The 26,475-nt window shown below is 64.2% G+C and carries 29 protein-coding genes; 15 read left to right on the top strand and 14 right to left on the bottom strand.

Going from position 1 to position 26,475, the window contains the following annotated elements; genetic code table 11:
- The first annotated feature begins 272 nt into the window (after window positions 1-272).
- The 5 genes from ccsA to hemB all read left to right on the top strand — a co-directional run bounded on the left by ccsA (window position 273) and on the right by hemB (window position 5,194).
- Window positions 273-1,091 carry a cytochrome c biogenesis protein CcsA gene (gene ccsA, locus VNN77_19085; GenBank protein ID HXG53509.1) on the top strand — a complete coding sequence of 273 codons (819 nt, stop codon included), beginning with the start codon at window positions 273-275 and terminating at the stop codon, window positions 1,089-1,091.
- Between the two features lie 4 nt (window positions 1,092-1,095).
- A complete protein-coding gene (gene hemA, locus VNN77_19080; GenBank protein HXG53508.1) occupies window positions 1,096-2,382 on the top strand; it encodes a glutamyl-tRNA reductase in 1,287 nt (428 codons plus the stop codon).
- A gap of 11 nt (window positions 2,383-2,393) precedes the next feature.
- Entirely contained in the window at window positions 2,394-3,317 is a 924-nt protein-coding gene (hemC, locus tag VNN77_19075; protein HXG53507.1) for a hydroxymethylbilane synthase, read from the top strand.
- A gap of 20 nt (window positions 3,318-3,337) precedes the next feature.
- On the top strand, window positions 3,338-4,150 hold the full coding sequence (locus VNN77_19070; protein ID HXG53506.1) for a uroporphyrinogen-III synthase: 813 nt from the start codon (window positions 3,338-3,340) through the stop codon (window positions 4,148-4,150).
- Between the two features lie 66 nt (window positions 4,151-4,216).
- On the top strand, window positions 4,217-5,194 hold the full coding sequence (hemB, locus tag VNN77_19065; GenBank protein ID HXG53505.1) for a porphobilinogen synthase: 978 nt from the start codon (window positions 4,217-4,219) through the stop codon (window positions 5,192-5,194).
- Between the two features lie 34 nt (window positions 5,195-5,228).
- Here the strand turns inward: hemB and VNN77_19060 are convergent, their stop codons facing one another.
- The 9 genes from VNN77_19060 to VNN77_19020 all read right to left on the bottom strand — a co-directional run bounded on the left by VNN77_19060 (window position 5,229) and on the right by VNN77_19020 (window position 14,288).
- A complete protein-coding gene (locus tag VNN77_19060; protein HXG53504.1) occupies window positions 5,229-5,495 on the bottom strand; it encodes a hypothetical protein in 267 nt (88 codons plus the stop codon).
- A 107-nt stretch (window positions 5,496-5,602) separates the two neighbouring features.
- Entirely contained in the window at window positions 5,603-6,610 is a 1,008-nt protein-coding gene (locus tag VNN77_19055) for an ABC transporter substrate-binding protein (protein ID HXG53503.1), read from the bottom strand.
- A 109-nt stretch (window positions 6,611-6,719) separates the two neighbouring features.
- The gene (locus VNN77_19050; GenBank protein ID HXG53502.1) at window positions 6,720-7,172 is read right to left on the bottom strand and encodes a cytochrome c; all 453 of its coding nucleotides are present in this window, start codon (window positions 7,170-7,172) and stop codon (window positions 6,720-6,722) included.
- A gap of 16 nt (window positions 7,173-7,188) precedes the next feature.
- A complete protein-coding gene (locus VNN77_19045) occupies window positions 7,189-7,707 on the bottom strand; it encodes a peroxiredoxin family protein (GenBank protein ID HXG53501.1) in 519 nt (172 codons plus the stop codon).
- A gap of 157 nt (window positions 7,708-7,864) precedes the next feature.
- Window positions 7,865-8,524, bottom strand: a complete 660-nt coding sequence (locus VNN77_19040; GenBank protein HXG53500.1) for a response regulator transcription factor — start codon at window positions 8,522-8,524, stop codon at window positions 7,865-7,867.
- Window positions 8,514-10,337 carry an ATP-binding protein gene (locus VNN77_19035; protein ID HXG53499.1) on the bottom strand — a complete coding sequence of 608 codons (1,824 nt, stop codon included), beginning with the start codon at window positions 10,335-10,337 and terminating at the stop codon, window positions 8,514-8,516. The genes VNN77_19040 and VNN77_19035 overlap by 11 nt, the downstream gene beginning before the upstream one ends.
- Entirely contained in the window at window positions 10,338-11,123 is a 786-nt protein-coding gene (locus VNN77_19030; protein ID HXG53498.1) for a substrate-binding domain-containing protein, read from the bottom strand.
- Between the two features lie 105 nt (window positions 11,124-11,228).
- Window positions 11,229-13,664 carry a penicillin acylase family protein gene (locus VNN77_19025; protein HXG53497.1) on the bottom strand — a complete coding sequence of 812 codons (2,436 nt, stop codon included), beginning with the start codon at window positions 13,662-13,664 and terminating at the stop codon, window positions 11,229-11,231.
- Between the two features lie 21 nt (window positions 13,665-13,685).
- On the bottom strand, window positions 13,686-14,288 hold the full coding sequence (locus tag VNN77_19020) for a glutathione S-transferase family protein (protein ID HXG53496.1): 603 nt from the start codon (window positions 14,286-14,288) through the stop codon (window positions 13,686-13,688).
- A 131-nt stretch (window positions 14,289-14,419) separates the two neighbouring features.
- Between VNN77_19020 and VNN77_19015 the strand changes: the two genes are divergently transcribed.
- The 5 genes from VNN77_19015 (at window position 14,420) to VNN77_18995 (ending at window position 17,482) form a co-directional block, all read left to right on the top strand.
- On the top strand, window positions 14,420-14,941 hold the full coding sequence (locus VNN77_19015; protein HXG53495.1) for a thiamine pyrophosphate-binding protein: 522 nt from the start codon (window positions 14,420-14,422) through the stop codon (window positions 14,939-14,941).
- 26 nt (window positions 14,942-14,967) lie between these two features.
- Window positions 14,968-15,576 (top strand): thiamine pyrophosphate-dependent enzyme, encoded by a 609-nt coding sequence (locus VNN77_19010; GenBank protein ID HXG53494.1) that lies wholly within the window; start codon window positions 14,968-14,970, stop codon window positions 15,574-15,576.
- An 84-nt stretch (window positions 15,577-15,660) separates the two neighbouring features.
- Window positions 15,661-16,677: an LLM class flavin-dependent oxidoreductase gene (locus VNN77_19005; GenBank protein ID HXG53493.1), complete on the top strand. Its 1,017-nt coding sequence runs from the start codon at window positions 15,661-15,663 to the stop codon at window positions 16,675-16,677.
- Window positions 16,678-16,689: 12 nt separating this feature from the next.
- Window positions 16,690-17,091 carry a RidA family protein gene (locus VNN77_19000; GenBank protein HXG53492.1) on the top strand — a complete coding sequence of 134 codons (402 nt, stop codon included), beginning with the start codon at window positions 16,690-16,692 and terminating at the stop codon, window positions 17,089-17,091.
- A gap of 175 nt (window positions 17,092-17,266) precedes the next feature.
- Window positions 17,267-17,482, top strand: a complete 216-nt coding sequence (locus VNN77_18995) for a hypothetical protein (GenBank protein HXG53491.1) — start codon at window positions 17,267-17,269, stop codon at window positions 17,480-17,482.
- A 301-nt stretch (window positions 17,483-17,783) separates the two neighbouring features.
- Here VNN77_18995 and VNN77_18990 read toward each other — a convergent pair whose 3' ends face one another.
- A complete protein-coding gene (locus VNN77_18990; GenBank protein HXG53490.1) occupies window positions 17,784-18,272 on the bottom strand; it encodes a hypothetical protein in 489 nt (162 codons plus the stop codon).
- Between the two features lie 156 nt (window positions 18,273-18,428).
- Here VNN77_18990 and rpoZ point away from each other — a divergent pair, with 156 nt between their 5' ends.
- From rpoZ to VNN77_18965, 5 genes are all read left to right on the top strand, one after another.
- Window positions 18,429-18,623 (top strand): DNA-directed RNA polymerase subunit omega, encoded by a 195-nt coding sequence (gene rpoZ / locus VNN77_18985; GenBank protein HXG53489.1) that lies wholly within the window; start codon window positions 18,429-18,431, stop codon window positions 18,621-18,623.
- A gap of 132 nt (window positions 18,624-18,755) precedes the next feature.
- Entirely contained in the window at window positions 18,756-19,715 is a 960-nt protein-coding gene (locus VNN77_18980) for an RNA polymerase factor sigma-32 (GenBank protein ID HXG53488.1), read from the top strand.
- 130 nt (window positions 19,716-19,845) lie between these two features.
- Entirely contained in the window at window positions 19,846-20,298 is a 453-nt protein-coding gene (locus tag VNN77_18975) for an SRPBCC domain-containing protein (GenBank protein HXG53487.1), read from the top strand.
- The gene (locus VNN77_18970) at window positions 20,299-21,159 is read left to right on the top strand and encodes a xanthine dehydrogenase family protein subunit M (GenBank protein ID HXG53486.1); all 861 of its coding nucleotides are present in this window, start codon (window positions 20,299-20,301) and stop codon (window positions 21,157-21,159) included.
- A 10-nt stretch (window positions 21,160-21,169) separates the two neighbouring features.
- A complete protein-coding gene (locus VNN77_18965) occupies window positions 21,170-21,682 on the top strand; it encodes a (2Fe-2S)-binding protein (GenBank protein HXG53485.1) in 513 nt (170 codons plus the stop codon).
- 65 nt (window positions 21,683-21,747) lie between these two features.
- Here the strand turns inward: VNN77_18965 and VNN77_18960 are convergent, their stop codons facing one another.
- The 4 genes from VNN77_18960 to VNN77_18945 all read right to left on the bottom strand — a co-directional run bounded on the left by VNN77_18960 (window position 21,748) and on the right by VNN77_18945 (window position 26,417).
- Window positions 21,748-23,169 (bottom strand): UbiD family decarboxylase, encoded by a 1,422-nt coding sequence (locus VNN77_18960; protein HXG53484.1) that lies wholly within the window; start codon window positions 23,167-23,169, stop codon window positions 21,748-21,750.
- Window positions 23,170-23,330: 161 nt separating this feature from the next.
- The gene (locus VNN77_18955; GenBank protein HXG53483.1) at window positions 23,331-24,254 is read right to left on the bottom strand and encodes an ABC transporter permease subunit; all 924 of its coding nucleotides are present in this window, start codon (window positions 24,252-24,254) and stop codon (window positions 23,331-23,333) included.
- Window positions 24,255-24,258: 4 nt separating this feature from the next.
- Window positions 24,259-25,191 (bottom strand): ABC transporter ATP-binding protein, encoded by a 933-nt coding sequence (locus VNN77_18950; protein ID HXG53482.1) that lies wholly within the window; start codon window positions 25,189-25,191, stop codon window positions 24,259-24,261.
- A complete protein-coding gene (locus VNN77_18945; GenBank protein HXG53481.1) occupies window positions 25,188-26,417 on the bottom strand; it encodes an NEW3 domain-containing protein in 1,230 nt (409 codons plus the stop codon). The genes VNN77_18950 and VNN77_18945 overlap by 4 nt, the downstream gene beginning before the upstream one ends.
- Window positions 26,418-26,475: the final 58 nt, after the last annotated feature.

Below are 26,475 nucleotides of genomic sequence, written 5' to 3'. Positions count from 1 at the left end.
TTGACCCCGCCGCACCGCCGAGCCGGGATTTCAGGTAGATTAGATAAGGTCCGGGGTCCGACGTCCGGGCCAGGGGACGGAGGCTCAACGTTTGGGGGCTTTCACGGTGAGTTCGGGGTTGCTCCGGGCCGGGATCTGCTGCTTCGCGCTGTTCAATCGTTCAAGCTCGACGCTCGATAAGAACCGGAAAACCGGATGCCAGGTACCTGAAACGGAAATCCATCGCCGCTTGAAGGACCCGGGGGTTGGCCTATAATGGGGCAACGGTTGCGATGGAAGTGATTTTGCTCAAGATCACAGCGATTTTATACCTTGTCGCGGCGGTGAGCTACGTCTTTTACGTTGCCTTTAGAAACGCCAACTCGAGGATTCCCGCCGTCGCCCTGGGGGCCGGTTTCACTGTCCACAGCGCTGCGCTCGCGGCCCATTTCTTGCGTGAGGGATATCCCGCAGTCACCCAACTGAGCGACGCGCTTTCCTTCAAGAGCTGGCTCATGATCGCGGCCTATCTCGTGATCCAGCTCAAATATTCGGTGAACGTCCTGGGCTGCATCGTGACGCCGCTGGCGTTTCTCATGTCGCTTGCGGGCTTTGCTTTCGGCAGCCAGGGTGCGGAGGTCCCTCCCGCGCTGAAAACCTTCTGGCTGCCCCTTCATGTCACCCTGGCGTCTTTGGGGAATGCGGTGTTCGCGCTCGCTTTCGCGGTAAGCCTGATGTATCTGGCGCAGGAGCGGAGGCTCAAGCACAAGAAGGTCACCGCGCTGATGAAACGCCTGCCGTCCCTGGAGTCGCTGGATCGCCTGAACTCGGTGCTGCTCTTCTGGGGCTTTCCCTTCATGACGCTCGGCATCATCACGGGCAGTATCTGGGCCGGGATCCACTGGGGCGACTACTGGTCCTGGGACCCGCGGCAGATCACGTCAGGCCTTGCATGGCTCTTCTACGGGGCTCTGCTTCACGGCCGCGTCACCGCCGGCCTGCGAGGCCGCAAGGCCGCCCTGCTGACCGTTTTCGGCTTCGTAGTCGTGTTGGGCTACTTCCTCTGGGGGGACGCGCTCTTTCCGAGCCGCCACGGAGGACGGTTCGACTGACGTCGTGGACAAGCAAGTCATCATCGTCGGCCTCAACCACCGCAGCGCCCCCATCGCGGTGCGGGAGAGCGTGGCCTTCGACGGAACGGAGATGCGCCGGGGCCTGCGCGAGCTGCGCGCCGCCGCCGCGGCGGTCGAGGAGAGCGTGATTCTTTCGACCTGCAACCGGGTCGAGGTGGTCGCAGCGGCGGCGGACGCCGAGTCGGCCGGTCGCGAGCTGAGGGAGTTTCTCGCCGAGCATCGAGACCGGGAGGCGGACGAGCCGCTGGAGCAGCACCTTTACGAGTACCGCGGGCCCGACGCCGCGCGCCATCTGTTCCGCGTAGCCTCCAGCCTCGATTCCATGGTGGTGGGGGAGCCGCAGATCCTCGGCCAGCTCAAGGAGGCGTACCGGGTGGCGCGCGAGAGCGGCACCGTCGGGACGGTTCTCCACCGCCTCTTCCACCGCTGCTTCTTCGTCGCCAAGAGAGTCCGGACCGAAACGGCGATCGCCAGCCGGGCGGTCTCCATCAGTTCGGTCGCCGTCGATCTGGCGAAGCGGATCTTCGATCGGTTCGACGACAAGACCGTGATGCTGATCGGCGCCGGCAAGATGGGGCGGTTGATGGCGCTTCACCTGCAGCGCCACGGCGTCAAGAGCCTGATGGTGACGAACCGGACCTTCGAGGGCGCGGTGGACCTCGCATCGCACATTCACGGCAGCCCGATACGCTTCGAGGATTTTCCACAGTACCTGAAGCTGGCGGATCTGGTGATCGGTTGCGCGGGCGCTCCGGCGGTGCTGGTGGACGCCCCGATGGTCGAGAAGGTGCTGCGCGAGCGCAAGCAACAGGCGATGTTCTTCATCGATATCGGCGACCGGCGCAACTTCGACCCGCGGATCAACGGGATCGACAACGTTTACCTCTACAATATCGATGATCTCAAGGCGGTGGCCGAGGAGAACCTCCAGGAAAGATCAGCCGAAGCGGAGAAAGCGGAGCAAATTGTCCAGGAAGAGGTCGAGAGCTTCGACCGCTGGCTGCGGTCCCTCGAGCGCGCCCCGACGATCGCGGCGCTGCACCACAAGTTCGAGCAGATCCGGTGCAGGGAGCTGGAGAAGTCCCTGAGCGGGGCTCTCAGGGAGCTCTCGGACAGGGAAAGGCAAGCTCTGGACCGGATGACCTCTGCCATGATCAAGAAGATGCTCCACGGGCCGATCTCGCGACTGAAGGCCGGGCGGCAGGACGACGAGGACCTCCTCTACGTCGCGGCTCTCCGGCGGCTCTTCGATCTCGATCCCAAGGAGTGAGTCGCGCGTAGATGGACGCGATTCGAATCGGTACACGGGGGAGCAAGCTGGCGTTGGCCCAGGCGCAGTGGGTCCAAGGGAGGATCCAGGCTCGCTACCCGGGAACCAGCGTGAGCCTGGTCGTGATCCGCACCAGCGGGGACCGCTTCTCCGAGGCCTCGATCGCCGCGCTGGGCGGAAAAGGGCTGTTCGTCAAGGAGATCGAGGAAGCGCTTCTGAGGGGCGAGATCGATATCGCCGTCCATTCGATGAAGGACCTTCCGGCGGAGCTGCCTCCGGGCCTCACGCTCGCGGCAGTGCCGGAGCGGGAGGATCCGCGGGATGTATTGATCAGCAGGAACGGCGAAGGGCTGTACCGGCTCAAGAAAGGCGCCGTTGTCGGGACGGGGAGCCTGCGCCGGCAGGCGCAGCTGCTGTGCTCGCGCCCGGACCTGACGATCGTTTCGATGAGGGGGAACATCGACACGCGGTTGAAGAAGCTCGACTCGGGGACGGTGGACGCGCTGCTTCTCGCCGCCGCCGGACTGAAGCGTCTCGGGTGGGAAGGCAGGATTACGGAATATCTCGAGCCTGAAGTCTGCCTGAGCGCGCCCTGTCAGGGCGCGCTGGCGATCGAAACACGCGCCGGCGACGCAACGTGTGACAAGCTCGGTTTTCTCCACGATCCCTGCAGCGGGTACGAGGTGGCTGCGGAGCGCGGCTTCCTGCAGCGCTTCGGTGGAGGATGCCGCGTTCCGCTGGGAGCGCGGGCGTTCGTGGAAGGCGCGGAGCTTCGTGTCGCCGGCATCGTCGCTGCTCCGGACGGGAGCCGTGCGTGCCGCGGCCGGAGCGCCGGTCCGATCGAACGGGCCTCGGAGCTGGGGCGGGAGCTGGCGGAACGACTGCTTTCGGAAGGAGCGGCGTCGATCATCGCCGCGGCAACGGCCCCCGGGTGACCATGACGCAGCCGAGATCGATGCCTTTGGCGGGAAGGCGGATCGTGGTGACGCGGGCGGCGCCGCAGGCCGGAAAGCTGGCGCGGCTGATCGAAGGCCTGGGCGGGGAAGCGATCGTTTTTCCGACCATCGAGATCCTGCCTCCCGAAGACTACGGGCCGCTCGATCGCGCCATCGAACGCATCGGCGATTACCAGTGGCTGTTTTTCACCAGCGCCAACGGGGTGGAGCGATTTCTCGCCCGCCTGGCGCACTGCAGGAAAACGGTCGAGGAGCTGCGGGCGCTTCGCATCGCGGCGATCGGGCCGGAGACGGCAAAGCGGCTCGCGGCCGCCGGGCTCTCGGCGGTCGTGCCGCAGGACTTTCGCGCCGAGGGCCTGCTGGAAGCCGTCGACCCGGACGAGATCCGCGGAAAAAAAATTCTCTTGCCGAGGGTGGCGGGGGCGCGCGAAATCCTGCCGGAGACCCTGCGCCGGTGGGGAGGAACCGTGGATGTCGTCGAAGCCTACCGGACGGTTCCTCCCGGAGGCGACGGGGCGGCCGCCCTGCGCCGCATGTTCCGCGACTCGCCGCCGGACGCGATCACCTTCACCAGCTCGAGCACCGCGAAACATTTTGCCGAGATGTTTCCCGGCGAGAGCCTGGCCGGGCTCTTGCGCTCCACGGTCATCGCTTGCATCGGACCCGTGACGAGCCGGACCGTGACCGAGCTCGGGCTTCGCGCCGACATCGTGGCGGGGCGGTACACGATCGAAGGTCTCGTGGAAGCCCTGGTAGAGTACTTCGGCTCGCCCGCCGTCTCTCCGCCCCCGGGCGGCAGGGAAGCGGGTTGAAAATCGGCAGGGCCGGGAAGCGACGGCAGAGGCGAGGAAGAATTACGCGGTCCGAGAGGTGGGAAGATGAACTTTCCTTCATATCGCCCGAGAAGGCTGCGGCGTAACGAGCGGTTGCGCGGGATGGTCCGCGAAACCACCCTTTCCCCCGGAAACCTCATCTACCCTCTGTTCGTCGCCCCGGGGCGGGACAAAGTCCGGCCCATCGAATCGATGCCTGGGGTCGCCCAGCTCTCCGTGGACCGCGCCGTGGCCGAGTGCGGCGAGGTCGCCGCTCTCGGGATCCCTGCGGTGGTGCTGTTCGGCATCCCGGAGCGCAAGGACGCCGTGGGATCCGAAGCCTACTCGGATCGCGGGATCGTCCAGCAGGCGGTTCGCGCAATCAAGGAAAAAGTTCCGGAGTTGCTGATCATCACGGACGTTTGCCTGTGCGAGTACACCGATCACGGCCACTGCGGGGTGGTCGTCAACGGCGAGGTGGACAACGACAGGACGCTGGAGCTTCTGGCGCGAGAGGCGCTGTCGCACGCGTGCGCCGGCGCGGACATCGTCGCGCCCTCCGACATGATGGACGGCAGGGTTGCGGCGATCCGCAAGATTCTCGACGAGAACGGCTTCGAGCAGACCGCGATCATGGCGTACGCCGCGAAGTACGCGTCGGGATTCTACGGTCCGTTCCGCGAGGCCGCGGAGTCGGCGCCGCAGTTCGGCGACCGCCGGTCGTACCAGATGGATCCGGCGAACGCGGACGAAGCGCTGCGCGAGGTGGAGCTGGACATCCGCGAGGGGGCGGACATCGTGATGGTGAAGCCGGCGATGGCTTATCTCGACATCGTCTATCGCGTCAAGCAAAAGTTCGGCTACCCGGTCGCCGCATACAACGTGAGCGGCGAGTACGCGATGATCAAGGCAGCCGGCCTCAACCGCTGGATCGAGGAGCCGAGGATCATGATGGAAGTTCTGGTTGCCATCCGCCGCGCTGGGGCCGACATGATCCTCACTTACTTCGCCAAGGACGCCGCGCGCCTCCTGAGGCCCGCTTGAATCCGGATTCCGCAACAGCGATCGGCGCGCGGCGCTACCGGTCGAGCATGTGGGCGAGATCCTGGATTTTGCGCTTGAGGATGCGCTCGCACTCGCCTTCCCGCGCGGGGTCGTGAGCCTGAGCTTCGGACAGACGAAAGACGAGAACCCGACTGCCCTTGATCAGCCGGAGAACGTAAGTGGAAGAATCGGAGTCGTAAGAAGCCTGAACGTCCAGGGCCGGCTCGACCTCGCGGCCAACGCGCCTGGCCCAGGTCTCGATCTCAGGCGCTCCTTCGTCGCCGCGTTTGTGGGTCAGCATGGACCAGGGGGATGCGCGAAATACCGGCCGCCGCGCCGGCCGGTCCGCCGGCGCGGGAGGGAAGAGTCCTCGCAGGGGCAAGACAGCTCCGCCCCGCGCTCGCGAACCTATTTCTTGCGGTAGAGCCCGTCGATGAATCCGCTCTCGTCAAGCTCCTTGATGAAGGTCATGTCGACGAACTGCTCGGGCTTGGCGGTCTTCGCGCGCGGGTCCCGGCCGGAAATCTCCTGAAGCACGGTCTTGATGCCCTCGAGGCTCGGATACTGCTTTTTCGGCAACATCGCCTCGCTGAGGATGTTTTCGCGGCTTTTCTCGAGGATCTCCCTGTCGATGCCGCTTCCCATGAATTTTCCCAGGGCCTTGACGGTTGCTTCCTTGTCCGTCCAGATCTTGTGGACCGCTTCCACGTGCGAACGCACGTAGCGCCGGACCGTGTCGGGGTGCTCGCGGATGAAGCGCCTGGTGGTCGCGACGCCCGTATGCTGGAACACCAGCCCCATCTTCGCGACGTCGGCGATCACCGCGAGCCCCTTCCTCTCCGCAATGAAGCTCGACGGCGGATTGATCACGGCGGCGCTCACCTTGCCCGTAAGAGCGGCGCTCAGCCGGTCCGGGCCGCTCCCTACCTGGACGAGCGTGACGTCCTTGCCGGGGGTCAGGCCGATTCTCCCGAGCGCGTAGCGGGCGATCGAGTCGGTGGCGGAGCCGAAGCGGCTGATGGCGACCGTGCCGCCCTTGAGCTGCTCCGGACTTTTCAGCCCGGGTTTCCCGATCAGCACGTAATTGAGCGAGGTAACGCCGGCGGCCACGAAAACCGCGTCGGAGCCGGCCAGAGCGCTGTTGAGAAGCCCCGGTCCGGAGACCTGGGTGATCGGGACGTCGCCGGAAACCAGCGCTAGAATCGCGGTCGACCCGCCGGTAAAGAAGATGAGCTGGACGTCGAGCCCGTTCTTCGCAAAAATCCCGCTTTCCTTGGCGACCCACGCGGGGAGCTGATCGGCGCTGATCGCGCTATAGCCCACGTTGAGCCGGGTGAGCTGGGCCCGGGCCGGGGAGTAGGCCGCCGTCCACAGGACAAAGGTGAAAAGAAAGATCCGTAAAGCTCTCGGGCGCATGAAACCTCCCTGAAGTCAGCTAGGTGACAATGTAGTACGTCTTCGAATGAAAAAAAAGCCCTTGCCAGGCAAGGGCTTTTTTGAGGAACGCCAGCGGTTGCAACGGACACTATTCCGCGTATTTCTCCGCTCGAAAAGCCTTGTGGCAGCCGCCGCACGCCCCGCTCACGGCCTTGATCTTGGTCTGGATCGCGGCGTCGTCTTTCGATTTCGCGGCGCTTGCCAGCTCGCCGGCGGCTTTTCCGAGGGCTTTGGCCCGCTTTGCGAAGTCGTCGGACATTTCCCAGATCTCCGCTTTGGCCTTGGTCTTTCCGACGTTGCTGCCCTTCGGGAAGAGCCCGGGAATCTTTTCCGCACTGCCCATCAGATCCTTCGCCTTCAGCTCGACGGTCGCGTAGTCCTTGGACTCGGCGGCGGCTTTGATGGCTTTCGCGGCGGCACTCTGATCCTTCATCAATTGTTGCCGTTTGGCCACGGTATCGGCCTGAGCAAAAGCATGGCTCGCCCAGAAAACCGCCGCCCACAGGAACGCCGCCGATCCAAGTAACTTCGTCGCAGTCATGGGGTCTCCTTTCTCGTCAGACGCCTTTATTGACTTTCTTGACCTCGTTGAGCAGTTGCTCGGTCGAGAGCAGATCCTTTTCCGAATTCGTCGGCCGGATGTTGAGATAGCGCACCATCCCTTCCTTGTCGATGATCACGTACGAGCGCTTCGCGAGCCGCCGCGCCTCGTCGTAGACGCCGAAGGCCTTCATCACCTTCCCGTCCCGGTCGCTCAAGAGGGGATAGTTGATCTTCGCGAAATCCGCGAATGCTTTTTGCGAGAAGGGCGCGTTGGCGCTGATGCCGAGAACCTCCGTGTTTTCCGCCTGAAAGGCCGCGTAGTTGTCCGAACCGGACGCCTGGAGGTCCTTGATTCACGTCGGGGAGAAGTCGAGGACGTAGAAATTGATCAGCACGTTCCTGCCCTTGAGGCTGCTCAATTTCAGCGTGCCCCCCTTCGTGCTGGGCAGCTCGAAATCCGGTGCCTTCTGTCCGACCTCCAAGGCGCCGGAATACCGGGCACAGACCAGGACGAAAACGGCCGCACCCAGCATCCCCCGCAGAACCGGTTTGATCGGCTTCATGGTTCCCCCGGTTTTATAAGACGAAATTTTTCGGGAAATATTCGCCGGCAGCGCGGTTCCTTATCGCGCAGTTTTCCACGGGTGTCAATCCCCTAATTCGAGGGGGGAACGCCGACCCCCACCAGGGTTAGACGATTCCTGCGCGCACGGCCAGGACTGCGGCTTCCGTGCGGTTCTTGACCTGGAGCTTCCGGAAAAGAGCCTTGAGGTGGCCCTTGATGGTTTCCCTCGACAGTCCCGTGAGCCGGCTGATCTCGTCGTTGTTGAGCCCTTCGCCTACCAGACGGAGAACGCGGATCTCGACCTCGGAAAGCCCGTGCTTCTCGGCAAACCGCTGGTGCCGCTCGGGCCCGGACCCGTTTTCCTGCCCGGAGGGCTGATCGAGAGTGAGGTGGGCGAGGTAGGGGGAAGCGTGGGACTTGCCCGCGAACGTATGGCGGATGATCTCGATGAAGTCGGCCTGGTCCGCGTCCTTGAGAATGTAGCCCGCCGCGCCGGCCTTGATCGCGGAGATGATCTTTTCGTCGTCGTCGTGGATCGAGAGCATGAGGATCTTGGTCCGCGGGACCAGGGTCGAGATCAGCTTTGCGGCCTTGATGCCGTCCATCTTCGGCATACGCACGTCCAGCAGGGCGATGTCCGGCCGGGTCTCGCGCGCCCGCAATACCGCCTCCTGGCCGTCCGCGGCGTCGGCCACGACCTTGATGTCGCGGGCGCTCTCCAGGAGCTTTTTCAGGCTCTGGCGGAACAGCCGCTCGTCATCGGCGATCAGCAGCTTAAGCGGCATGAGCCTCGTCTCCTTTCCAGGTACGCATCGGGAGCCTGACGGTGACCGCGAACCCTCCCTCGACCCGGTTCTCCGCGAAGATCTCGCCTCCGTGGGCTTCCGCAACGAGCTTGCAATAGGGAAGGCCGAGGCCCGTTCCGGTTTCCGCCTTGGCCTTGTCGCGCGAGTAGAAGCGGTCGAAGATGCGCTCCAGGTCAGCCTCGGGAATCCCCGTGCCTTCGTCCTCGACGCGAAGCTCGAGCCAGCCCTCGGGCTCGTTCGCCCCGCGCGCGGTTGCGATGACGGCGACCCGGCCGCGGTCGGGCGAGAACTTGATCGCGTTGCTGAGGAGGTTGATCATCAGTCGGGTCAGCCGCCGTTTGTCACCGACCACCGTGTCCGGGATGCGCTCCGCCCGAATCGTGATGCCGATCCCCTTGTCGTCGATATCGGGAGCGAGCACCCTCAGGCTGGCCTGCACGATCTCGTCGAGCCGGAAGGCGCTTCGCGAGAGGGGAATCTCCCCGAAATCGGAACGGTAGAGGTCGAGCATCTCGTTGACCATGCCGATGACCAGATCTCCCGCGCTCACGAGGTCGAGCAGGATCCGCTTTCCCTGGCCCCCGTTGAGATCCTGCGGGTTCTGTTCGAGTCGCTCCAGCGTCTTCTTGATGCCGAGCAGCGGATTCTTGAGGTCGTGCGCGATCATGTGCACCATCGCGGCGCGCTTTTGCTCGGTCTCCAGGAGCTGCTTGCCCCGCTCCTCGATCTTGTCCTCGAGGTTGCGGCGATAGCGTTCGACCTCGGCCCTCGACCGCCTCAGCTCCTCGAGCATGTGATTGAAGGAGGTCGCCAGGGTGCCGATCTCGTCGTTGGAGCCGCCCTGAACGGGGGCCGAATAGTTACCCGCCGCAACCTGCTCGGTTCCGGAAACCAGCTCGTTGAGCGGTCGCGTCAGCCGACGGCTGAGATACCAGGAGGCCGCGAGCGCCAGCAGGATCCCTACCAGGGCCACGGCCGCGAGAGTCAACCTCAGGGTCGCGATCGCGGCAGTCAGCTCGTGCGCCGGAAAGAAGACCGATATCACTCCCTCGGGGCCGCGGTCCGTTTGCAGGGGCAAACGGATTTCCAGAAGGCGCGAAGCGCCGTTGTGGTGCCAGATCGGCGCGCCGTCCTCGGTCGCGGAAGCGCCCGGCGGCGGCAGGGAGGGCTTCGAGCCTTGTGCCGCGAGATAGAGGCGTGGTCCAACCGCCACGCGCACCTTGCCTCCGGCGACCTGCTCGAGCTTCCTGATCAGCTCGGGATTGAGCGCGTAGCCGGCGCTGACCACTCCGCGGATTCCCCCGGCGTAAACGCTCTGCGCAGCGCGGAGATAGGCTCGGCCGTCGCGTTCCTCGATCCCGTAAGTCGCCATGCCGCCCGAGCCCTTCAGGAGCCCTTCGACGTCCGGGCTCAGCCGAGGCGCGTCCCCGTAGCGCGTCGGATCGTGAACGCGCAGAAAGATGCTCCCGCCCGGCTCGAGAATCTCGATGAAGTCGAGCTGGATCGATCCCACGAGCGGCAGGAGATGCTGGAAGAGACGGTCGCGGCCGCCTCTTTTCAGCGCGCCGATGACGCCCGGCATCTCGGCGATCCAGTGGACCAGTCCGGTCACGGTTTCCTGCCGCTCGCTGAGGAGCAGGTTGATCTGTTCAGCCTGCGTGCGCGACTTCTCCGTGAACCGCCGCTCGAGAATCGTCGAAAGCATGCGCGAGCTCCAGAAGAACGCCAGCCCCATCGGTATGAGGATGACGAGCAGCGAGGCGAGCAGGAGCTTGTGCAGGAGCCGGCGCACTCAATCCTCCCGGCCGTTCCTCGACGCCGTCGCGAACTTCGCGAACCCGCGCATCCACTCCAGAACGAGGCGATCCGGGTCGCGTCTGGAAACGGCGAGCTGCCGCCTGGTGAACGGATAGGTTCCGTTCTCGACGTTGGCGGGCGACGGGAACTTGCCGTCGACCGCGAGCACCTTGACCCTCTCGGCCGCGGCTTCTTCCGGGCGCACGATTCCGTAGCCGATCGAGCCCTGGACGCGCTTCACGGTTCTCAGGACCTTTTCCTTGGTGGCTCGCAGGACGAAGGCCTTTTCCGTCCCGCGGAAACCCTTGCCGAAGAGGATTTCGACGAACACCTTGTGGAGAGCGGAGTCCGGTTCACGGGTGAGCGGGACGATGCCCTGATTTTCGCCGCCGATCTGGCTCCAGTCGGTGATCTGCCCCAGGTAGATCCGGCGCAGGCGGGCAAGGCTGATATCGAGAACGGTGTTGGCGGGATAGGTGAGCAGCAGGACCGGGTCGCGCCCCAGCGCCTCGATGTGGAGCTGCGCGCGTTCGGCGTCGCTCGGATTGCGCGCCAGAAGCCCGACGTGCAGGTCGCCGCTGCGGACGGCCTTGAGGGCGTAGTTGGAGTTCGCTTTTCGGATCTCGACGGTGACACCGGCGCGGGAGGCGCGGAACTGCTCGGAGAACCGTTCCGCGAGCGGGGTCAGGGATTGGGCGCCCCCGACGACGATACGACTCTGCCCGGCGGCCAGCGCCGGAGCAAAGGCGACCAGGACCCAGCACGCGACCGACCGTAGCATTTTCGACCCGTGGACACGCGGCGCCAGACGAACGGCCTCTTATAGGCTTTCCGCCGAGGTACTGTCAAGAAACCGGGGCGCTCGGCGCGGAGGAGCGGTCTCGTATCACGGACGGCGACGGTCTTCCTCGAGAGGCTCCGGCGAGAGCGTAAGGACGCGATGCGCGCTCGCGCGGGCTTCGGTCCCGGAATCCGACAGCAGCCGTCCCTGCGCCCACAGCGGATGCTGATCGCGATAGTGGGGCGAGAGCCAATGCCCCGATTGCCCCGAAGGGAGCACGTAGCGGAAACGCGGGGGCGAGTCGAGCTCGACGATAAAGCGAAGCGAGGCACCCACTACCTGCCGATAAGGATTGGAGTGGCGATAAAATCCCAGGTTCACGGTCACGCCGTCACCTGGAGCCGGCGAAGGACCGATCGAGAGAAGCGGCTTCAGCGCCGCTACCCGGCTCAAGGGATGATCGAGGGTCAGTGTGTGAATTCTTCCCCAGCGCCAGCGATCGAGCTCCGGTCCCAGCGAAAAGACCATTTCGTCGTGAACCTCGCGCAAGCAACGGCTCACCAGAGTCGTCCGCGAGACGCGGCGGAACCACGGTGACTCCGGGTCCTTCAGGATGTCGCCGAGGGGCAGCAGACACTGGTTGAAGACTTCCAGGTAGGCCGGCATCAGCTCCTCTCCCAGAACCGGAAGCAGCAGCGCGGCCATCAGCTTCTGGTGCAGCGCATGGAAGATCGCGGCGGGCACGCTGTCGACCGTGCAGCTCCCGTCCCAGCCGAGCAGGAGCCGCGCGAGCTCCCCCTCTCCCTGCCGCCGGGCGGCCGCGGCTTCGAGATCGGGCCGCAGCGCGGCGAGGAGCTCCCTGGCGTGCAGGGAGACGACATCGAGCTGCAGCGCGGCGCAGTCGTCGGGAGAAAGCTCCCGCTTCTCGGCGAGCACCCGGCGGATGCGCTCGATGCGGTACGGCGGTTCGAAGAAATGCGAAAGGTAGCGAGGATAGGAGGCGTCGGCGATCGGGTGATTGGCGCTCGCGATGATTCCCTCGGGCGGATTGAAGAGGCGCGGCAACTCTTCGAACGGGGCGTAACCCAGCCAGTCGTTTTCCTTTCGCCAGCCCTCCAGTGGAAGCAGAGGCGGAGCCGCCGCGCGTAGCGGGACCTTTCCGGCCAGGCTGTAACCGATGTTCCCGTCGATGTCGGCGAAGAGATAGTTCAGCGTCGGCGCTCCGTGATGCGAGAGCGCACGGAGAAACGCCGGCCAATCCTCCGCCCGGTTGACATGGTAAACGGCGGCGAGCTCCTGGCTGGCTTCGTGAGCGGTCCAGCGCAGCGAGAGAACCTCCGTCGAGCTTGCGGCTTCGGAAAAATCGCTCAGGACCGGACCGTGGCGGGTGGAACGCACGATCTTGCGGAGCGGTGCGGCGCCGCGCACGCGCACGACCTCCTCGCGCCGTTCCATGCGCTCCCATCCGGTGGGGGTGAGATAGAGCTCGGGGTCGAGTCGATGGAGTCTTTCGCGGTAGAGCTCCACGTCGTCGCACAGGGCCGCCGTCACGCCCCATGCGATCCTGCGGTTGTGGCCGATATGGATACAGGGAGCGCCCGGGATCGACGCTCCCCAAACGTCGTACGAGACCGGTTGCCCCGCAGGCCCGGCGCGAAGCCCCATCAGGTACCAGACCGAGGGAAGCGTCATGCGCAGATGAGGGTCGTTGGCGAGGATCGCCTTGCCGGTGGCGGAGCGTTTTCCGGAAACGGCCCAGGCGTTGCTGCCGTGACCGGCGGCAAGGTCGCCGAGGATCGCGCCCGTGAACGTCCATGCGCGGGCCGCGCCGTCCCATGCCGCCGCGACGACCGCCGGGGCCGCCGCCGAACGCGGGCGGAGCGCAGAAAAGATCTCGTTTTGGTCGCCGAGGCGGCGCGCGATCGCGATCATGTTGAGACGCGAGAACAGGGCGGTGGAAAGCAGCAGGGCGAAGCCCTTGGCGATCGTGAGCGTGTCCACCGGGGACCACGGCTCGGGCTCGTAGCGCAGAAGCCGGAACTCCCACGGCAGGCGCTTGAGGTTGTCTTCGATGTAGCGATTGACCCCTTCGCAGTAGGCGCGCAGCCGCTCGCGGTCGTCCTCCGGCGACCGCTCGAACGCGACCTCCGCGCTTCGGCGAATCCCGAGCAGTCGCACGAAATAGTCGAAATCCGCGCTGCGACACGCCCTGAACTGAACCGAAAGCTCGCGCCACGGAACCGGAAACGACCCGAAGATCTCGGCGAGCCGCCCGCTGAGAAACCGGCGATTCATGTCCATCTGCCAGAGTCGTTCGTGGGCGTGGAGATAGCCCTGGGCGATGAAGAGGTCGCGCTCGCCCTCCGCGCGGACCCGCGGGACACCGTAGTCGTCCCAGTGGACCGTTACGGTTCGCTCCAGCCCGGGGACGACACGCTCACCCGCGTAGCGCGGGGCGGAGGATCGCGCGGCGAGGAAAAGGAGGGGCTTGAGCAGAGCGGAAAACAGGATCGCAGCCAGGCCGGTTCTCGGCGTCTCCATCGCGCGGCCGGCGGAACGAAGCTACAGGATCGCTTTCACCGAAGGGCGGGCCTTCATGCGCCGGAGATAGTCACCGAGCCGCGGCAGCGAGCCGTGCGGGAGGGCGCCGAAGTTCTCGAGCCGCAGCAGCCGCGGAATCAGGTCGGCGTCGGCGAGCGAGAATTCGCCGGCCAAATAGGGCTTGTCGCCCAGCTCAGTTTCAAATCTCTCGAGAAGCGTTCGCACCTCCGCTCGCGCGCTTTCCAGGGCCGCGGGGTTGCGTTCTTTTTCATCCTTCATCGCCTCCGAGCGGAGCCTCTGGTAGGCGGTCTCCATCTGAGTCAGCCCGTAGTCGACGAGGATGCGAACTCGAGCGCGGCGGCCGAAGTCCGCCGGCATCAGCGGCGGGTCCGGATATTTCTCGTTCAGGTACTCGTTGATGATGCAGCTCTCGTAAACGACGGTATCCCCGTCGACCAGGGCCGGCACCTTGCCGTACGGATTGATCTTCAGGTACCCGGGCGTCTTTTGCTCCTTTTTCCTGAGATCGATGGGGACCGTCTCGTAGGGGAGTCGCTTCTCTTCCAGCACCACCTTGACGCGTTGGCAGTTGGGGGAAGACCTGAAGTCGTAGAGCTTGATCATCGAGGCCTTTCTCCTTTCCGGCGATCTCGCACGGTAACGGTATATACTAGGATTCGTTGCGGACCGGAAGGGTCGGCCGCCTTGATTTATCGACGCGTTGGTGTTAGAGAGTCTCCTCTTTCGGAGAACCCGTGGACCCGGAAACATCCGCCAGCGCGATCCTCGCGGGGTTGAAGGACGCGGGGATCGATTTCGTCGCCAGTCTCCCCGACATCAATCTGGCCGCGCTGCTGCGAGCGGTCGATCAAGATCGCGCGCTGCTGCACGTGCCGGTTTGCCGGGAAGAGGAAGGCATCGGGATTTGCGCCGGCGCGTACCTGGTCGGGAGGAAGTGCGCCGCCGTCATGCAGAACGGCGGCTTTTTCAACAGCAACAACGCCATCGTCAGCACGCTCCTCCAGTACCAGATCCCGTTGCTGCTGCTCATCTACTATGCCGGTGACATAGGGGATCGAACCTTCAGCGCCACCGGGGCGATGACCGAGCCGGTTCTGGGAGCGCTGGGAATTCGCTTTTACGTGCTGCGCGATCCCGCGCATGCCGCGGAGCTGCTGCGGCGGGCGCAGATCCTGGCCGAGGACTCCCGCCGGCCCGTTGCGGTACTCCTTACCAGGGAAGCGCTCGGCCACCGACCGCCGATCGGGATGCTCTAAAAGGGGCGCGGAGAGATTCGGACCAGATGAGGCGCATCGACTGTTTGCGGGCATTGGCGGCCCACGCCGCGGAGGCGCTGGTCGTGACCTCGGCCGGGGCCACCACGCTGGAGTGGAACGCGGTTCGACCGGGTGACGGCAACCTGCGGGTGCGGACGCTGGGGCTCTGCTCGTCGATTGCGCTGGGGATGGCGCTCGGGTTGCCGCGCCGGAAGGTGATCGCCCTGGACGGAGACGGCTCGCTGTTGATGAATCTCTGCTCGCTCCCGACGATCGCGCGGATGAATCCGCCGAATCTCCTGCACATCGTTTTCGACAACGGGATTTATGAGGCCTCGGGGCGCCGGCCCACGGCGACGAGCGCCGGGGCGGATCTCGTGGCGATGGCGCGCGGGGCGGGAATAAAGCGCGCTCTCTGGGCCGACTCGGTGGAATCGTTCGACATGGCGGCGGCGTCGGCCCTCCGCGGAGGCGGGCTCACTTTCATCGGAGTCAAGGTGGAGCCCGTTCGCGCCGAAGTTGCCCCCTACCCGATGGACGAGGTCGAGAACAAGTACCGCTTTATCCGCTACGTCGAAAAGACCGAGGGCATCCAGATCCTGAAAAGCGGCCTGCCCGCAAGCTACAGCAAATGACCGGGCGAACAGCGGCCGCAAGAGGCTTGCACGGAGCGAAGCGGTTGAACGCCTCGAATTGTTTGAGCCGTTGACGTGACTGCCATGCAGGTGGACATCGAGTTCAACTCAGGAGCGCAGCTTCCTCTGGACGCGATCCCGGAGCTTGCCCGCCTCGCGGAGGAGCACGGCTTCGGCTGCGCCTGGGGCGGCGAGGCCAACAACAAGGATCCGACGGTCATGTTGTCGGCGATTGCGGCGGTCACCCGCCGGTTGAAGATCGGCTCGGCGGTCTATCACATCCTGGGACGCACCCCGGTGACGCTCGCACTCCAGGCGGCCGGCCTCAACGAGCTGTCCCGGGGGCGGTTCCTGCTGGGCGTGGGGGTTTCCAATCCGACGATCGCACGCTGGCACGGGCTCTCGCTCGATCATCCGATGGGCCGGATCGAGGAGTATCTGGAAATCGTCCGGCGCGCCTTGAGCGGGGAGAAGCTGGATTTCGACGGACGGTACTTCAGCGCCCACGGCTTCAAGATGGCGTTTCGCCCCGGGGAGAATCCCGTGCCGGTCTATCTCGCGGCATTCGGGCCGAAGATGAGCCGCCTCGCCGGACGGATCGCCGACGGGGTCCTCATCAACATGGCGAACCCCCGCGAGATCGAGCGCATCGCCGAGGAAGCGAGGAGCGGGGCGGCGCAGGCGGGCAAGGATCCGCATCGCCTGGAGATCATCTGCAAGGTCCGCTGCTCCATCGCCGCGAGCCACGGGGAAGCACGCGAGGCCCTGAGCCACGCGCTGACGTACTATGCTCTGGCCGATTATTATCGCGACCTGCTCACCCGAATGGGGTTCGGAGAAGAGGTGGAAGCGATGCGAGCGGCCTGGCGCGCCGGAGGTTTCCACGCGGCGCGCAAGCTCGTCACTGCCAGGCTGTTCGACGGATTGCCGCTGGTTGCGGCAACCTCGGCGGCGGAGGTTGCGGAGCAAATTGAACCGTACCGGCGGGCGGGGGCGACGCGCGTGATTCTTCCGTACGTTGCGGCCACGAAAGACCCCGTCGCGGAGCTGGGGAATTTTTTACGATACTGGAATCCGGCGCTCACCGGACTCCAGGAGTGAAGGAGTCGAACCATGCCGTTCGAGCTATTGAATCCGGAAGGGCTGGAACCTCCGGTGGGGTATGCCCACGTGGCCAGGATCACCGGCGGCACGATCGTTCACGTGGCCGGACAGGCACCTTTCGACGCCAACGGAGCGGTGGTCGGCAAGGGGGATTTCGTCGCTCAGTTCGCCCAGGTGGTGCGCAACTTGAAGACGGCCGTCGAGGCAGCCGGGGGCCATCCCCGCCAGTACGCGGCATTGACGATCTATGTGACGGATCTGAACGAGTATTGGGGCAACAAGAAGGCCCTGGGCGCAATTTACCGCCAGGTTTTCGAAAAGCACTTTCCCGCAATCACTCTGGTCGAAGTTAGGGGGCTTTACAACCCGGACTGCAAGCTCGAAATCTCGGGGATAGCCGTCATCGACTGACCTCAAGCCCACGTCCTGCCTTAGCAGGCGATTCCCTACGGGTAGATCGCTAGAAATTGCGCAGTCTTGACATATCTCGCACGTGATTACCTCTTGTGTCATGTGGAATGGTGAATCAACTATCGGTTTTACAATAACTTCGAAATTTGGCACCCCGTTTGCTTTGCGATAGGGCATGAGCTACCAAGCAATGAGAGCTGTCCCTGCCATCGAACAGGAACGAGATTACGACCTCTTCGAGACCGTGACCGAAGAGGAGATTCTGGTTCTCTGGCGCTCGATCAAGGGCAAGGCTTTGTCCGAAGACGAGGCCTGGCAGGCGGTCGTGACCGGGATGGCCCTGGATATCGCTTTCGCAAAGAGCCGACGCTCGAACCAGATCGAGCACTGAAGGTTCCCCGGAATCCTCCTTCCCTCCGGGAGAGCCCGCGGTTCCCGACCCCAGACGACGCGGCGGCGCTCCCGATTCGATCGAAAACCCCTCGAACGGACACCGTGGCTTTGCCCCCCGGGCCTCGCCGACGAAAGGCGGTGGCAGGACTACGACGACGGGCATCTCGAAGCACAAGGGCTTTGAACCCGTCCCTGCGCCCTCGCCGGTCCGGGGTCTCCGGTTCAAACCTTCGCGCCTTTATACCGGGCCGTTTAAGCGACTGAACTCGCGGTCGAGCGGCCAAAGCGAGGCCGGCCACTCAGGTTTGCGTAGCCTGCGGGTCGGCAACGGCGAGCAGCCGGGCCAGATGCCGTCGATGGGGATCCTGTGCGCCTTTAATACGGCGGAGAATCTCGGAGGTCTCGGGGTCGTCGGCGAGGCGAAGCTCGTGCGCGACGATGAAATTCTCGAGCTCGGCCTGGTCGCGCACGTCCTGCATGAGGCGCGCCCAGTGATTTTTACCCGCGGCAAGCTCCCCGGACGGTGTTCGTGCCCAGCCGCGTTCCCTCTCGATAAGGCTCCGCACCCACCGGGCCTGCTCGTGCTTTTCCGCCGCGATGCGGCGCAGTTGCGCCCCGACATGAGGGTATGGGGCGGCCTCCGCATGGAACTCGAGCTGCCGCGCCAGGTGCTCCAGGCGCTCGAAGAGCCCCACCAGAATTTCCATCGGTTCGGCCGGATGCGACGCGCCATCTCCACCGCCGTGCTCCGGAAAAAGCAACTCCCTGAGCTTGCTCCAACCGCCCATTTTTTCGCTCCCCGTTGCGCAAAATATGGGCGGGGTCGCCGCTTTGTCAAGCAGGGGACCGTCTCCGTGCCCCTGCTCGCTTCCAGCCGCGAGCACCTGGACGCATTGACTCGTCCGGCAAAATCTGTTTGAATTCAGCTTGATTTCAGGAACCTTATGTCGCGGATAACCGTCGAAGACTGTTTACGGCAGGTTTCGAACCGTTTCGAGCTCGTAATGCTTGCGTCGAAAAGGGCGAGGCAGCTTTTCAAGGGCGCCAAGCCTTCGATCGACTCGGACAACCGCGAGGTGGTCGTCGCCTTGCGTGAAATCGCGGCCGGAAAGGTACGGAAGAAGCCTCAAGAGATCTGACTCGCCGCGGTCGCGTCTCTTGCCTTGCCCAAGGCGATCCCAGCCACTTTATTGCGCTTGTTTGTCTTCTGCCCGGGGCGTTTTGCTCGCTCCGGCGACATCTGGAGCCGCTGTTGAGGGATTGAACCTCTCATGGCCGAAAGGAAGAAAGAAGCGCCAAGCAAGCCGCCGGTTTCGGTCGTAGATCTCCAGGACCTCGACGAGGACGAGGCGCCCGAAGGAGAAGGCCGTTCTCTCGTTCCCTACGACCCGCTCCAGCGATACCTCGCCGAGATTCGTCGTTTTCCCGTACTGAGCCGGGAGGAGGAGTTCCGCCTGGCCGTCGAGTTCAAGGAGTACGGCAATCTCGAGGCGGCATACCGCCTGGTCACCGCGAATCTGCGGCTCGTGGTGATGATCGCGCGCGAATATCAGAAAGCCTTCAAAAATCTCCTCGACCTCATCCAGGAAGGGAACATGGGGTTGATGGAGGCCGTCAAGAATTTCGATCCGTACCGGGGGGTTCGCTTTCCTTCGTACGCGGTATGGTGGATCCGGGCTTACATAATCCGCTACATCATGAACGACTGGCGGATGGTGAAAATCGGGACGACCCAAGCCCAGCGCAAGCTGTTTTTCAATCTGCAGAAGGAAAAGGAAAAGCTCGAGGCCGAGGGGCTCACTCCCGGACCGAAGCTTCTGGCACAGCGGCTGAACGTCAGGGAGGACGAAGTCGTGGATATGGAGCAGCGCCTGGCCCATCGAGATCTTTCGATCGACATGCCGCTCGGCGACGACGAAGACGCGACCCTGCTGAATTTCCTCCCCGACGATCGGCAGACTCCGGAAGAGCAGGTCGCGAAAAATCAGTACCAGGCGCTGCTGCGCGAAAAGATGGAGAGCTTCGCCAGCGGGCTGAAGGACAAGGAGCTCGTCATTTACCGCGAGCGGCTGCTGAACGAAGACCCGTTGACGCTGCGCGAGATCGGCGAGAAGTACGGTATCAGCAGGGAACGCGTGCGCCAGATCGAAGAGCGCCTGAAGAAGAAGCTGAAAGCCTACCTCGACAAGGAGCTCAAGGACTTCGGCAGCGCAGTGACCGGTTCCGGGTGAGCGGAAGGGTGCTCGCTCGAGCGTCTTCCCGGCACCGCCTTCCTTTTCGAGACGACCGACGCGGCCGGAAGCTTGCGTGTCCGGCACGGTTCTGATACCAAAATCGGATTGAAGCTCGCAGGGAGGAACTGTGCGTTTCGAGAAGGAAGTCGAGATCGCGGCTCCCAGGGAAAAAGTTTGGAACTTCATCTGGGACGTCGATCGTTTCATCGCCTGCGTGCCCGGCTGCAGGGACGCCAAGACACTGGAAGCCGGCAAGCGCTACTCCGCGACGATGGTCGAGAAGGTGGGGCCGTTTCGCGTCGAGTTCCCGACCACGATCGAGGTGCTGGAGCGCGAGGAGCTCGCGCGCGTGAAAGCGCGCGCCGCGGGCGCGGACAACAAGATCGGCAGCCGGATGAAACTGGACCTGGACGTGCGCCTGCGTGAGGCGGGCGATCGGACGATTCTGGAATTCGTGGCGGATGTGGATATTCTCGGCAAGCTCGCGGCCCTGGGACACGGCATCATCAAGCGCAAAGCGGATCAGGTGCTCGACGAGTTCGCCGCCGCAGTGAAGCAAAAACTGGAAGGAGACGCGTAAATGCTGCGACGGTTTCGCCTCGAGGAGCCGCGAAGCGTACCCGAGGTCTCCGAACTGCTCGGCCGGTACGGCGATTCGGCGAAGATCTACGCCGGGGGCACGGAGCTGCTGCTGGCGATGAAGGAGGGGCTGGTCCGCTACGAGCGGCTGATCAACGTGAAGGGTGTCCCCGGGCTCGACGGGGTCAGGGTGGAGGACGGGACGCTCTGCGTCGGCTCTCTCTGCACGCACCGCCGGCTGGAGCGGGATCCGTTGGTGTGCGAGCGTCTGCCGGCGCTCGCCGAGCTGGAGCACAACGTCGCCAACGTGCGCGTGCGCGAAGCGGGGACGATCGGCGGTAACCTCTGCTTCGCGGAGCCCCACGCCGACCCTGGCACGCTGCTCGTCGCGCTGGGGGCCTCGATGAGGGCCGAACGGGCGGGGTCGAAACGGGAGATCGCGGCGGAGTCCTTTTTCGTAGACGCTTACGAGACCGGTTTGGAACCGGACGAGGTTTTGACCGAGATCCGCATCCCGCTGCCGCAACCGCCGTCGGGAATCGCGTACCTGAAATTCGGGTATCTGGAGCGGCCCAGCGTCGGCGTGGCGGTCGTCGTGCGCTCCGGCGCCTCGCGAGCGATCGAGGACATCCGCGTCGCCGTTGGCTGCGCCGGTCCCGCTCCACGCCGGGCGCCCGAAGCCGAGGAGATTCTCAAGGGGAAAACGTTCGACGAGGCGGCGCCCCTGCTGGAGCAGGCCGGAGCCGCCGCTGCCAGGACAGCGCGGGCGATCAGCGACCTGCACGGATCGCAGGAATACAAGGAACACATCGTCGGGGTGCTTTTGAAGCGCGCGTTTCAGAAGGCCGCGAGCCAGTGTTGAGGGAGATTTCATGCTGAAGGGGACGGTTAGACGACCGGACGCGCAGACGATACCTGTGTCCTTCACGTTGAACGGCAAGCCGCAGGACCTCGAGGTCGAGCCGCACGAGCTGCTGCTCGATGTGGTGCGCGACCGGCTCGGGCTGACGGGGGCGAAGCGGTCTTGTGACGTTCAGGTCTGCGGCGCCTGTACGCTGCTGGTCGACGGCCGGCCGGTGAGCGCTTGCACCACGCTGGCGTTCGAGGTCAGAGGCCGCTCCGTGCTGACGATCGAGGGTCTGGCGGAGAACGGCACGCTGCACCCGCTGCAGGAAGCCTTCATCGAGCACGGGGGCTTCCAGTGCGGCTTTTGCACCCCAGGGATGATCCTGGCGGCGAAAGCGTTGCTCGACGAAAACCCGAATCCCACCGAAGCCGAGCTCAAGCATTTCATGCACGGCAACATTTGCCGCTGCACGGGCTACAAGAAGATCATCGAATCGATCATGGCGGCGGCGAAGAAGCTGCGCGCGAAGAACTCGTAGTTCGAGCCGTTCGGGCGGTTCAGACGGTTACAATTCCACGGCTCGAACGGTTGAAACCGCGTTGTCTAGTCTTCGATCCCGTATTCTTGCCATTGGCTTGCGACGCGCTCCAGATGCTCGCGGGGCGGTAGCGAGACCGCGGGGTACTCGTGCTTGCGCGTGGCGTCGATCGCCAGCCTCGAGCCGAGGTAACGGCTCGGATGGTGCTGGGGCACCGAGGCGGGAGCCTGTGAGGGGTCGAGGCCGACCGCCTGAACATCCCGCTCTATGTAGACGTCCCGGTCGGGCCGCACGTGCCAGCTCAGCGCCCAGTCCACGGCGAAATCGTCCCAGATATCGATGTCGTCGTCGACGACCACCGTGATCTTTCCGAAGCCGGTGCGCATCGACCAGATCCCGTACATGAGCTGCCGGACCTGCCCCTCGAACTGTTTCTTCAGGGAAACCACCACGTAGGCGCCGCTGCCCCCGGCTTCCTTGAGCCGCACGTCCCTGACCGGCAGGCCGAGCGCGTGCTTGAGATGCTTGTACAGCGGCCATTCGCGTCCGACGCCGCGGATGCAGCTCGATTCCGACGGCGGCATCTGACTGATGAAGGCCTGATAGATGGGCCGGTTGCGAAACGTCATGCACTTGACGTTGAAATAGGGTTCGTTGCCCGCCGGGCCCATGTAGCCGGTGTACTCACCGAACGGCCCTTCGGGTTCCAGGCTGTTCGGCGGGATTTCGCCTTCGAGCACGATCTCCGCGGTTGCGGGCACCTCGAGCGGGACGGTCTCGCACGGCACGAGGTCGACCGGCTCGCCGCGAAGCGCTCCGGCGACCGCGTATTCGTCCAGCGCCTCGGCCATTTTTGATACCGAGACGTAGCCGATCGAGGGGTCGGCACCGATTACGACCGCGACCGGGGTGGGCAGGTTGCGCTCGTTGTTTTTCCGGATGTGCCAGGCCGCGTCCTGGCGCTTGCCGATCAGGAACCCGGTCTTGTTTCGGCCCTTCACCTGCATGCGGTACGTGCCGATGTTCCGGATCCCGGTATCCGGATCCTTGGTCACGACGTACGGCGAGGTGAAGAACGGGCCCGGGTCCTGTCCGACGGTCCAGATCGGCACCGGCAGCTCGAGGATATTCACGTCGTCTCCGTGGCGGATGTTTTCCTTGCAGGGACCGGTCTTCACGATGCGGGGCGGAATGGGCTCCTCGAGAGCGCGATCCCACTTGCGGTTGATCCCTTCGACCGAATCGGTTTCGAGGCCGATTGCGTAGATCTCCTTGGAAGCGCCGAGCACGCCGGCGACCACCGGAATCTCGAACCCTTTCACGCGCTCGAACATCAAGGCGGGCCGGCGCGCCGGCTCGATCTTCTTGAAGAGCTGCCGGCACACCGCGGCGATCTCCCAATCCTTGTCGACTTCTTTTTTCACACGCTTGAGCTTGCCCTTGCGCTCGAGCGCGGCGAGGTACTCCCTCAGGTCCCGATAAGCCATTCCGCCTCCCCGAAAACGGTCGCGTGGAGCGTATCTTAGTCGCAATTCGTTAAGGTATCAACGATCGGGCGCTGCCCCGGTGGAGCGGCAGGACCGAATCGATGCGGCGTCGGGGGCCGTTCCGGTCGCGCCGGGTCGACCTCGCGGCGCGACCGTGGGGATCAGGCGCGGATTTCCGCCCGCATGAAGATGATGTAGGAGATGCCGAAACAGACCGCGACCAGACCGAAAAGCGTGGTGATGTGCGGCCAGATGAGATTGAGGCTCTGCCCCAGGGCGAGGGGCGTCGGCAAGATCCCCTCGGCCTGGCTCTGCAACGCCAGACCGAACACCCGCGCCGCGGGATTCAAGAGGATGTGGACGCTTTCGGAAAAGAGGGTGCTCGGTGAGATCCGGCTCACGATCGTCTCGATCTCGGAACGACGGGCCAGCTGCTCCGGCGTCGACGGGTCGGGGACGAGGAGGCCGCCGATCGCCTGGCTCACGATCGACACGAACAGCGCGAGAAAAAGCCAGACCGCCATCGACGCGAGCGCCGCGGTCACGGTCCTCTGGAAAACCAGGGAGAACAGAAGCGCGAGCGCGAGCCAGAAACCGACGTAGAAGATGCCCACCGTGATGAAGATCAGCATACGCCAGATTTCCTCGGCGTTGGGCGGGAAGCCGAGCAAGGTGATTCCGAGGCCGATCACCAGAAGGAGGATCGAGCTCCAGAGAATCGAGACCGTGGCGAGACCGGCGAAGAACTTGCCGTTGATCAGGCTGTCCCGGTAGATCGGCTGCGAGAGCACCCGGCTGAGCGTGCCGCGCGCGTACTCCCCGCTGATCGCGTCGAAGCCCAGGGTGATCCCGACGAGCGGCCCGAAAAATCCGAGGAACGTGGCGAGCGAAAAGAGCGTTTCGCCGCTCGAGGTCAGCAGGAGAAGGAAAACGTACTGGGAAGGAACACTCTCCGAGTTCTGCCGGATCGCCTGCCCGGTGGCGTAAACGGCCCACAGCCCGCTGAGCACGATGATGATCAGCAGGATCATGAAACGGCGGCTGCTGAAGTGATCCGCCAGCTCTTTCCAGAAGACGATTCCCATCGGTCTAGGCCTCGCGGAAATATTTCAAATAGATGTCCTCGAGCGTCGGATCCTCGGAGCGCAGCTGCAGGAGCGGCAGGTGCCTGGCCGCGAGCAGGGACAGAAGGTCGGGGCGCACGTCCCGCGTGCAGCGCAGGAGCCAGCCGTGAGCGCGCCGTTCGATCTCGTCGACCCCCGAAAGCGAGTGCAGATCCCGCTCGAGGTCGTCGCTGCCGTTGCCCACCTCGACGAGGAAGTTGTACCGCCGCTCCCTGAGCATCGCCCGGCCGAGCTCGTCGAGCTGTCCCTGAACGACGAGCCTGCCGCGCACGATGATGCCGATGCGGTTGCAGATCGCCTGGACCTGCTGCAGCGCGTGCGACGAGAGCATGACCGTGAGATTGTGCTCCCGGTTCAGGTTGCGAATCAGCTCGAGGATCCGGATCGCCCCGTCCGGGTCGATTCCCAGCGTGGGCTCGTCCAGAATAACGGCGCGCGGCTCCTTGATGAGCACTTCGGCGATGCCCAGACGCTGCTTCATTCCCCGCGAAAACTCCCGCACGAGCCGGCGCCCATCGTCCGTCAGCCCGACCTTGTCGAGAACGTCGACGATGCGCCGCCGCGCCTCATCCTCCGGAATCCGGTTGAGGCGCGCCACATACAGGAGATTCTCGCGCGCGGTCAGGTCCTCGTAGAATCCCGGGTTTTCCGGCAGGTAGCCCACGCGCCGTTTGACCTCCAGGGGCTGGCGCGTGGGGTCGAATCCGCAGACCAAGGCGCTGCCCGCGGTCGGCTCGGTGAGACCGAGCAGCATCAGGATGGTCGTCGTTTTCCCCGCGCCGTTGGGACCGAGAAAGCCGAAAATCTCCCCCTCCTCGACCGTGAGGTCAAGGTTGTTGACCGCAAGCTTGTCGCGGTAACGTTTAGTGAGGCCGTGGGTTTCGACGACGGCGCTCATCTGCGCCCCAGCCGGAAAAACACGACGCCGAGCCCGATGACAACGAGGCCGACGATGCCGAAGCCGATCCAGCCCCAAATGGTCGGCGTGGAAACCGTGACCCGAAACTCGACGGATTTGTTGATCTCGGGCGTGTTCGCCGTGAGCGTCAACAGGTAGTCGCCGGCGATAGTACGATCCGGCGCGAGGATTTCCATTTTGATTTCACGGACCTCGCCGGGGTTGAGGGTGTCGATCTTGTCGGGCTTGAACTCGACGGTCCACTTGTCGTTCGGTTTCTTCGTTATGAACGACAGGTTGCGGATCGGAGCGGTCCCGGCATTGCCCACGAGAAAATCGACCGGAGTTCTCTTGCCCGCGGTTACGGTGGTGTTGAGAGTACCGGTGGCAGACCCCATCTTGAGGTCCTGAGTTCCCTTGAGATTGACCTTCAGGTTGGCAGTGGTTTCGAAGGCCCCGGCGCGGGCTCGAATGGTCACCGGATGCTCGCCCGCCTCGGCGCGCGCCGGCGTGTCGATCTCCACGCTGAGCGTTTCCGTCGCGTTCTCCTTGAGCTGGATGGACGAGATCTGGGTGTCTCCGAACTGCGGCTTGAAACGCACGTTCCAGCCGGCCGGCGCCTGTGCGGACAAGGAGGTCGTGAGCGGCTTGTTGGTCTCGTTCTTGAGATCGACGGTGAACTTGAGGGTCTGGCCGGAGGCGGTGCTGAGCACCGGATACTGGCTCGTGAGCTTCAACCCGCCGGTTTCGATCTTCTTCGAGGTGACGCGAAAATTCAAGGTCTCGACGTACTGCGTCGGACCGGCGAGATCCTTGGCGGTGACCTTGATCTGATAGTTGCCCGGCTTCGTGTTGTCCGGAATCTTGGCTTTGAACTCGATCGTGGTCGATTTCGTGGTATTGGGGTCGCTTCCCGCGACCATGACGGACCGGATCGGATAGCTCGGGTAACGCGAGTTGAAGTTGACCTCCCACCCCTTGGGAACGCCGTCCAGCGCCAGGCTTACCTCCACCGGGAACCGCCGCCGGTTCACCACTTCGGCGTCCATCGTGATTTCCTGGCCCTGGCCCACGGTGAGGTCTTTGTAGGGAAGGATCAGGTTGAAGGACTCTTTCGGTTCGGGGGCGGGTGTTGTCTCTTGGGATGACTGGGCGGCGTCGCTACGCGCCGGGAAGAAGATTAGAACGGCAAGCAAAAGCAATACCCACGAGCGCACGCTCCTCATAGCGACAACCCCCTCCGCAAAAAAGTTGATTGCTAAATAACCATTCTCGACAGGTTGG

It is taken from the genome of Candidatus Zixiibacteriota bacterium (assembly GCA_035574315.1).
Lineage (GTDB): Bacteria > Desulfobacterota > Binatia > UBA9968 > UBA9968 > DATLYW01.
The sequence above is the reverse complement of the archived record's forward strand: the minus strand, read 5'-3'. Positions and strand labels throughout refer to the sequence as shown.

Excerpts from the sequence above, each read along its gene's own strand:
- VNN77_19025 (HXG53497.1), bottom strand. The coding sequence starts at position 13,664 with ATGGAGACGCCGAGAACCGGCCTGGCTGCGATCCTGTTTTCCGCTCTG.
- VNN77_19020 (HXG53496.1), bottom strand. The coding sequence starts at position 14,288 with ATGATCAAGCTCTACGACTTCAGGTCTTCCCCCAACTGCCAACGCGTC.
- VNN77_19000 (HXG53492.1), top strand. The coding sequence starts at position 16,690 with ATGCCGTTCGAGCTATTGAATCCGGAAGGGCTGGAACCTCCGGTGGGG.
- VNN77_18995 (HXG53491.1), top strand. The coding sequence starts at position 17,267 with ATGAGCTACCAAGCAATGAGAGCTGTCCCTGCCATCGAACAGGAACGA.
- hemC (HXG53507.1), top strand. The coding sequence starts at position 2,394 with ATGGACGCGATTCGAATCGGTACACGGGGGAGCAAGCTGGCGTTGGCC.
- VNN77_18990 (HXG53490.1), bottom strand. The coding sequence starts at position 18,272 with ATGGGCGGTTGGAGCAAGCTCAGGGAGTTGCTTTTTCCGGAGCACGGC.
- VNN77_19060 (HXG53504.1), bottom strand. The coding sequence starts at position 5,495 with ATGCTGACCCACAAACGCGGCGACGAAGGAGCGCCTGAGATCGAGACC.
- VNN77_19005 (HXG53493.1), top strand. The coding sequence starts at position 15,661 with ATGCAGGTGGACATCGAGTTCAACTCAGGAGCGCAGCTTCCTCTGGAC.
- VNN77_18950 (HXG53482.1), bottom strand. The coding sequence starts at position 25,191 with ATGAGCGCCGTCGTCGAAACCCACGGCCTCACTAAACGTTACCGCGAC.
- VNN77_19070 (HXG53506.1), top strand. The coding sequence starts at position 3,338 with ATGCCTTTGGCGGGAAGGCGGATCGTGGTGACGCGGGCGGCGCCGCAG.
- hemB (HXG53505.1), top strand. The coding sequence starts at position 4,217 with ATGAACTTTCCTTCATATCGCCCGAGAAGGCTGCGGCGTAACGAGCGG.
- VNN77_18965 (HXG53485.1), top strand. The coding sequence starts at position 21,170 with ATGCTGAAGGGGACGGTTAGACGACCGGACGCGCAGACGATACCTGTG.
- VNN77_19010 (HXG53494.1), top strand. The coding sequence starts at position 14,968 with ATGAGGCGCATCGACTGTTTGCGGGCATTGGCGGCCCACGCCGCGGAG.
- VNN77_18980 (HXG53488.1), top strand. The coding sequence starts at position 18,756 with ATGGCCGAAAGGAAGAAAGAAGCGCCAAGCAAGCCGCCGGTTTCGGTC.
- VNN77_19030 (HXG53498.1), bottom strand. The coding sequence starts at position 11,123 with ATGCTACGGTCGGTCGCGTGCTGGGTCCTGGTCGCCTTTGCTCCGGCG.
- VNN77_18970 (HXG53486.1), top strand. The coding sequence starts at position 20,299 with ATGCTGCGACGGTTTCGCCTCGAGGAGCCGCGAAGCGTACCCGAGGTC.
- VNN77_19050 (HXG53502.1), bottom strand. The coding sequence starts at position 7,172 with ATGACTGCGACGAAGTTACTTGGATCGGCGGCGTTCCTGTGGGCGGCG.
- ccsA (HXG53509.1), top strand. The coding sequence starts at position 273 with ATGGAAGTGATTTTGCTCAAGATCACAGCGATTTTATACCTTGTCGCG.
- VNN77_18955 (HXG53483.1), bottom strand. The coding sequence starts at position 24,254 with ATGGGAATCGTCTTCTGGAAAGAGCTGGCGGATCACTTCAGCAGCCGC.
- VNN77_18945 (HXG53481.1), bottom strand. The coding sequence starts at position 26,417 with ATGAGGAGCGTGCGCTCGTGGGTATTGCTTTTGCTTGCCGTTCTAATC.
- VNN77_19055 (HXG53503.1), bottom strand. The coding sequence starts at position 6,610 with ATGCGCCCGAGAGCTTTACGGATCTTTCTTTTCACCTTTGTCCTGTGG.
- VNN77_19040 (HXG53500.1), bottom strand. The coding sequence starts at position 8,524 with ATGCCGCTTAAGCTGCTGATCGCCGATGACGAGCGGCTGTTCCGCCAG.
- rpoZ (HXG53489.1), top strand. The coding sequence starts at position 18,429 with ATGTCGCGGATAACCGTCGAAGACTGTTTACGGCAGGTTTCGAACCGT.
- VNN77_18960 (HXG53484.1), bottom strand. The coding sequence starts at position 23,169 with ATGGCTTATCGGGACCTGAGGGAGTACCTCGCCGCGCTCGAGCGCAAG.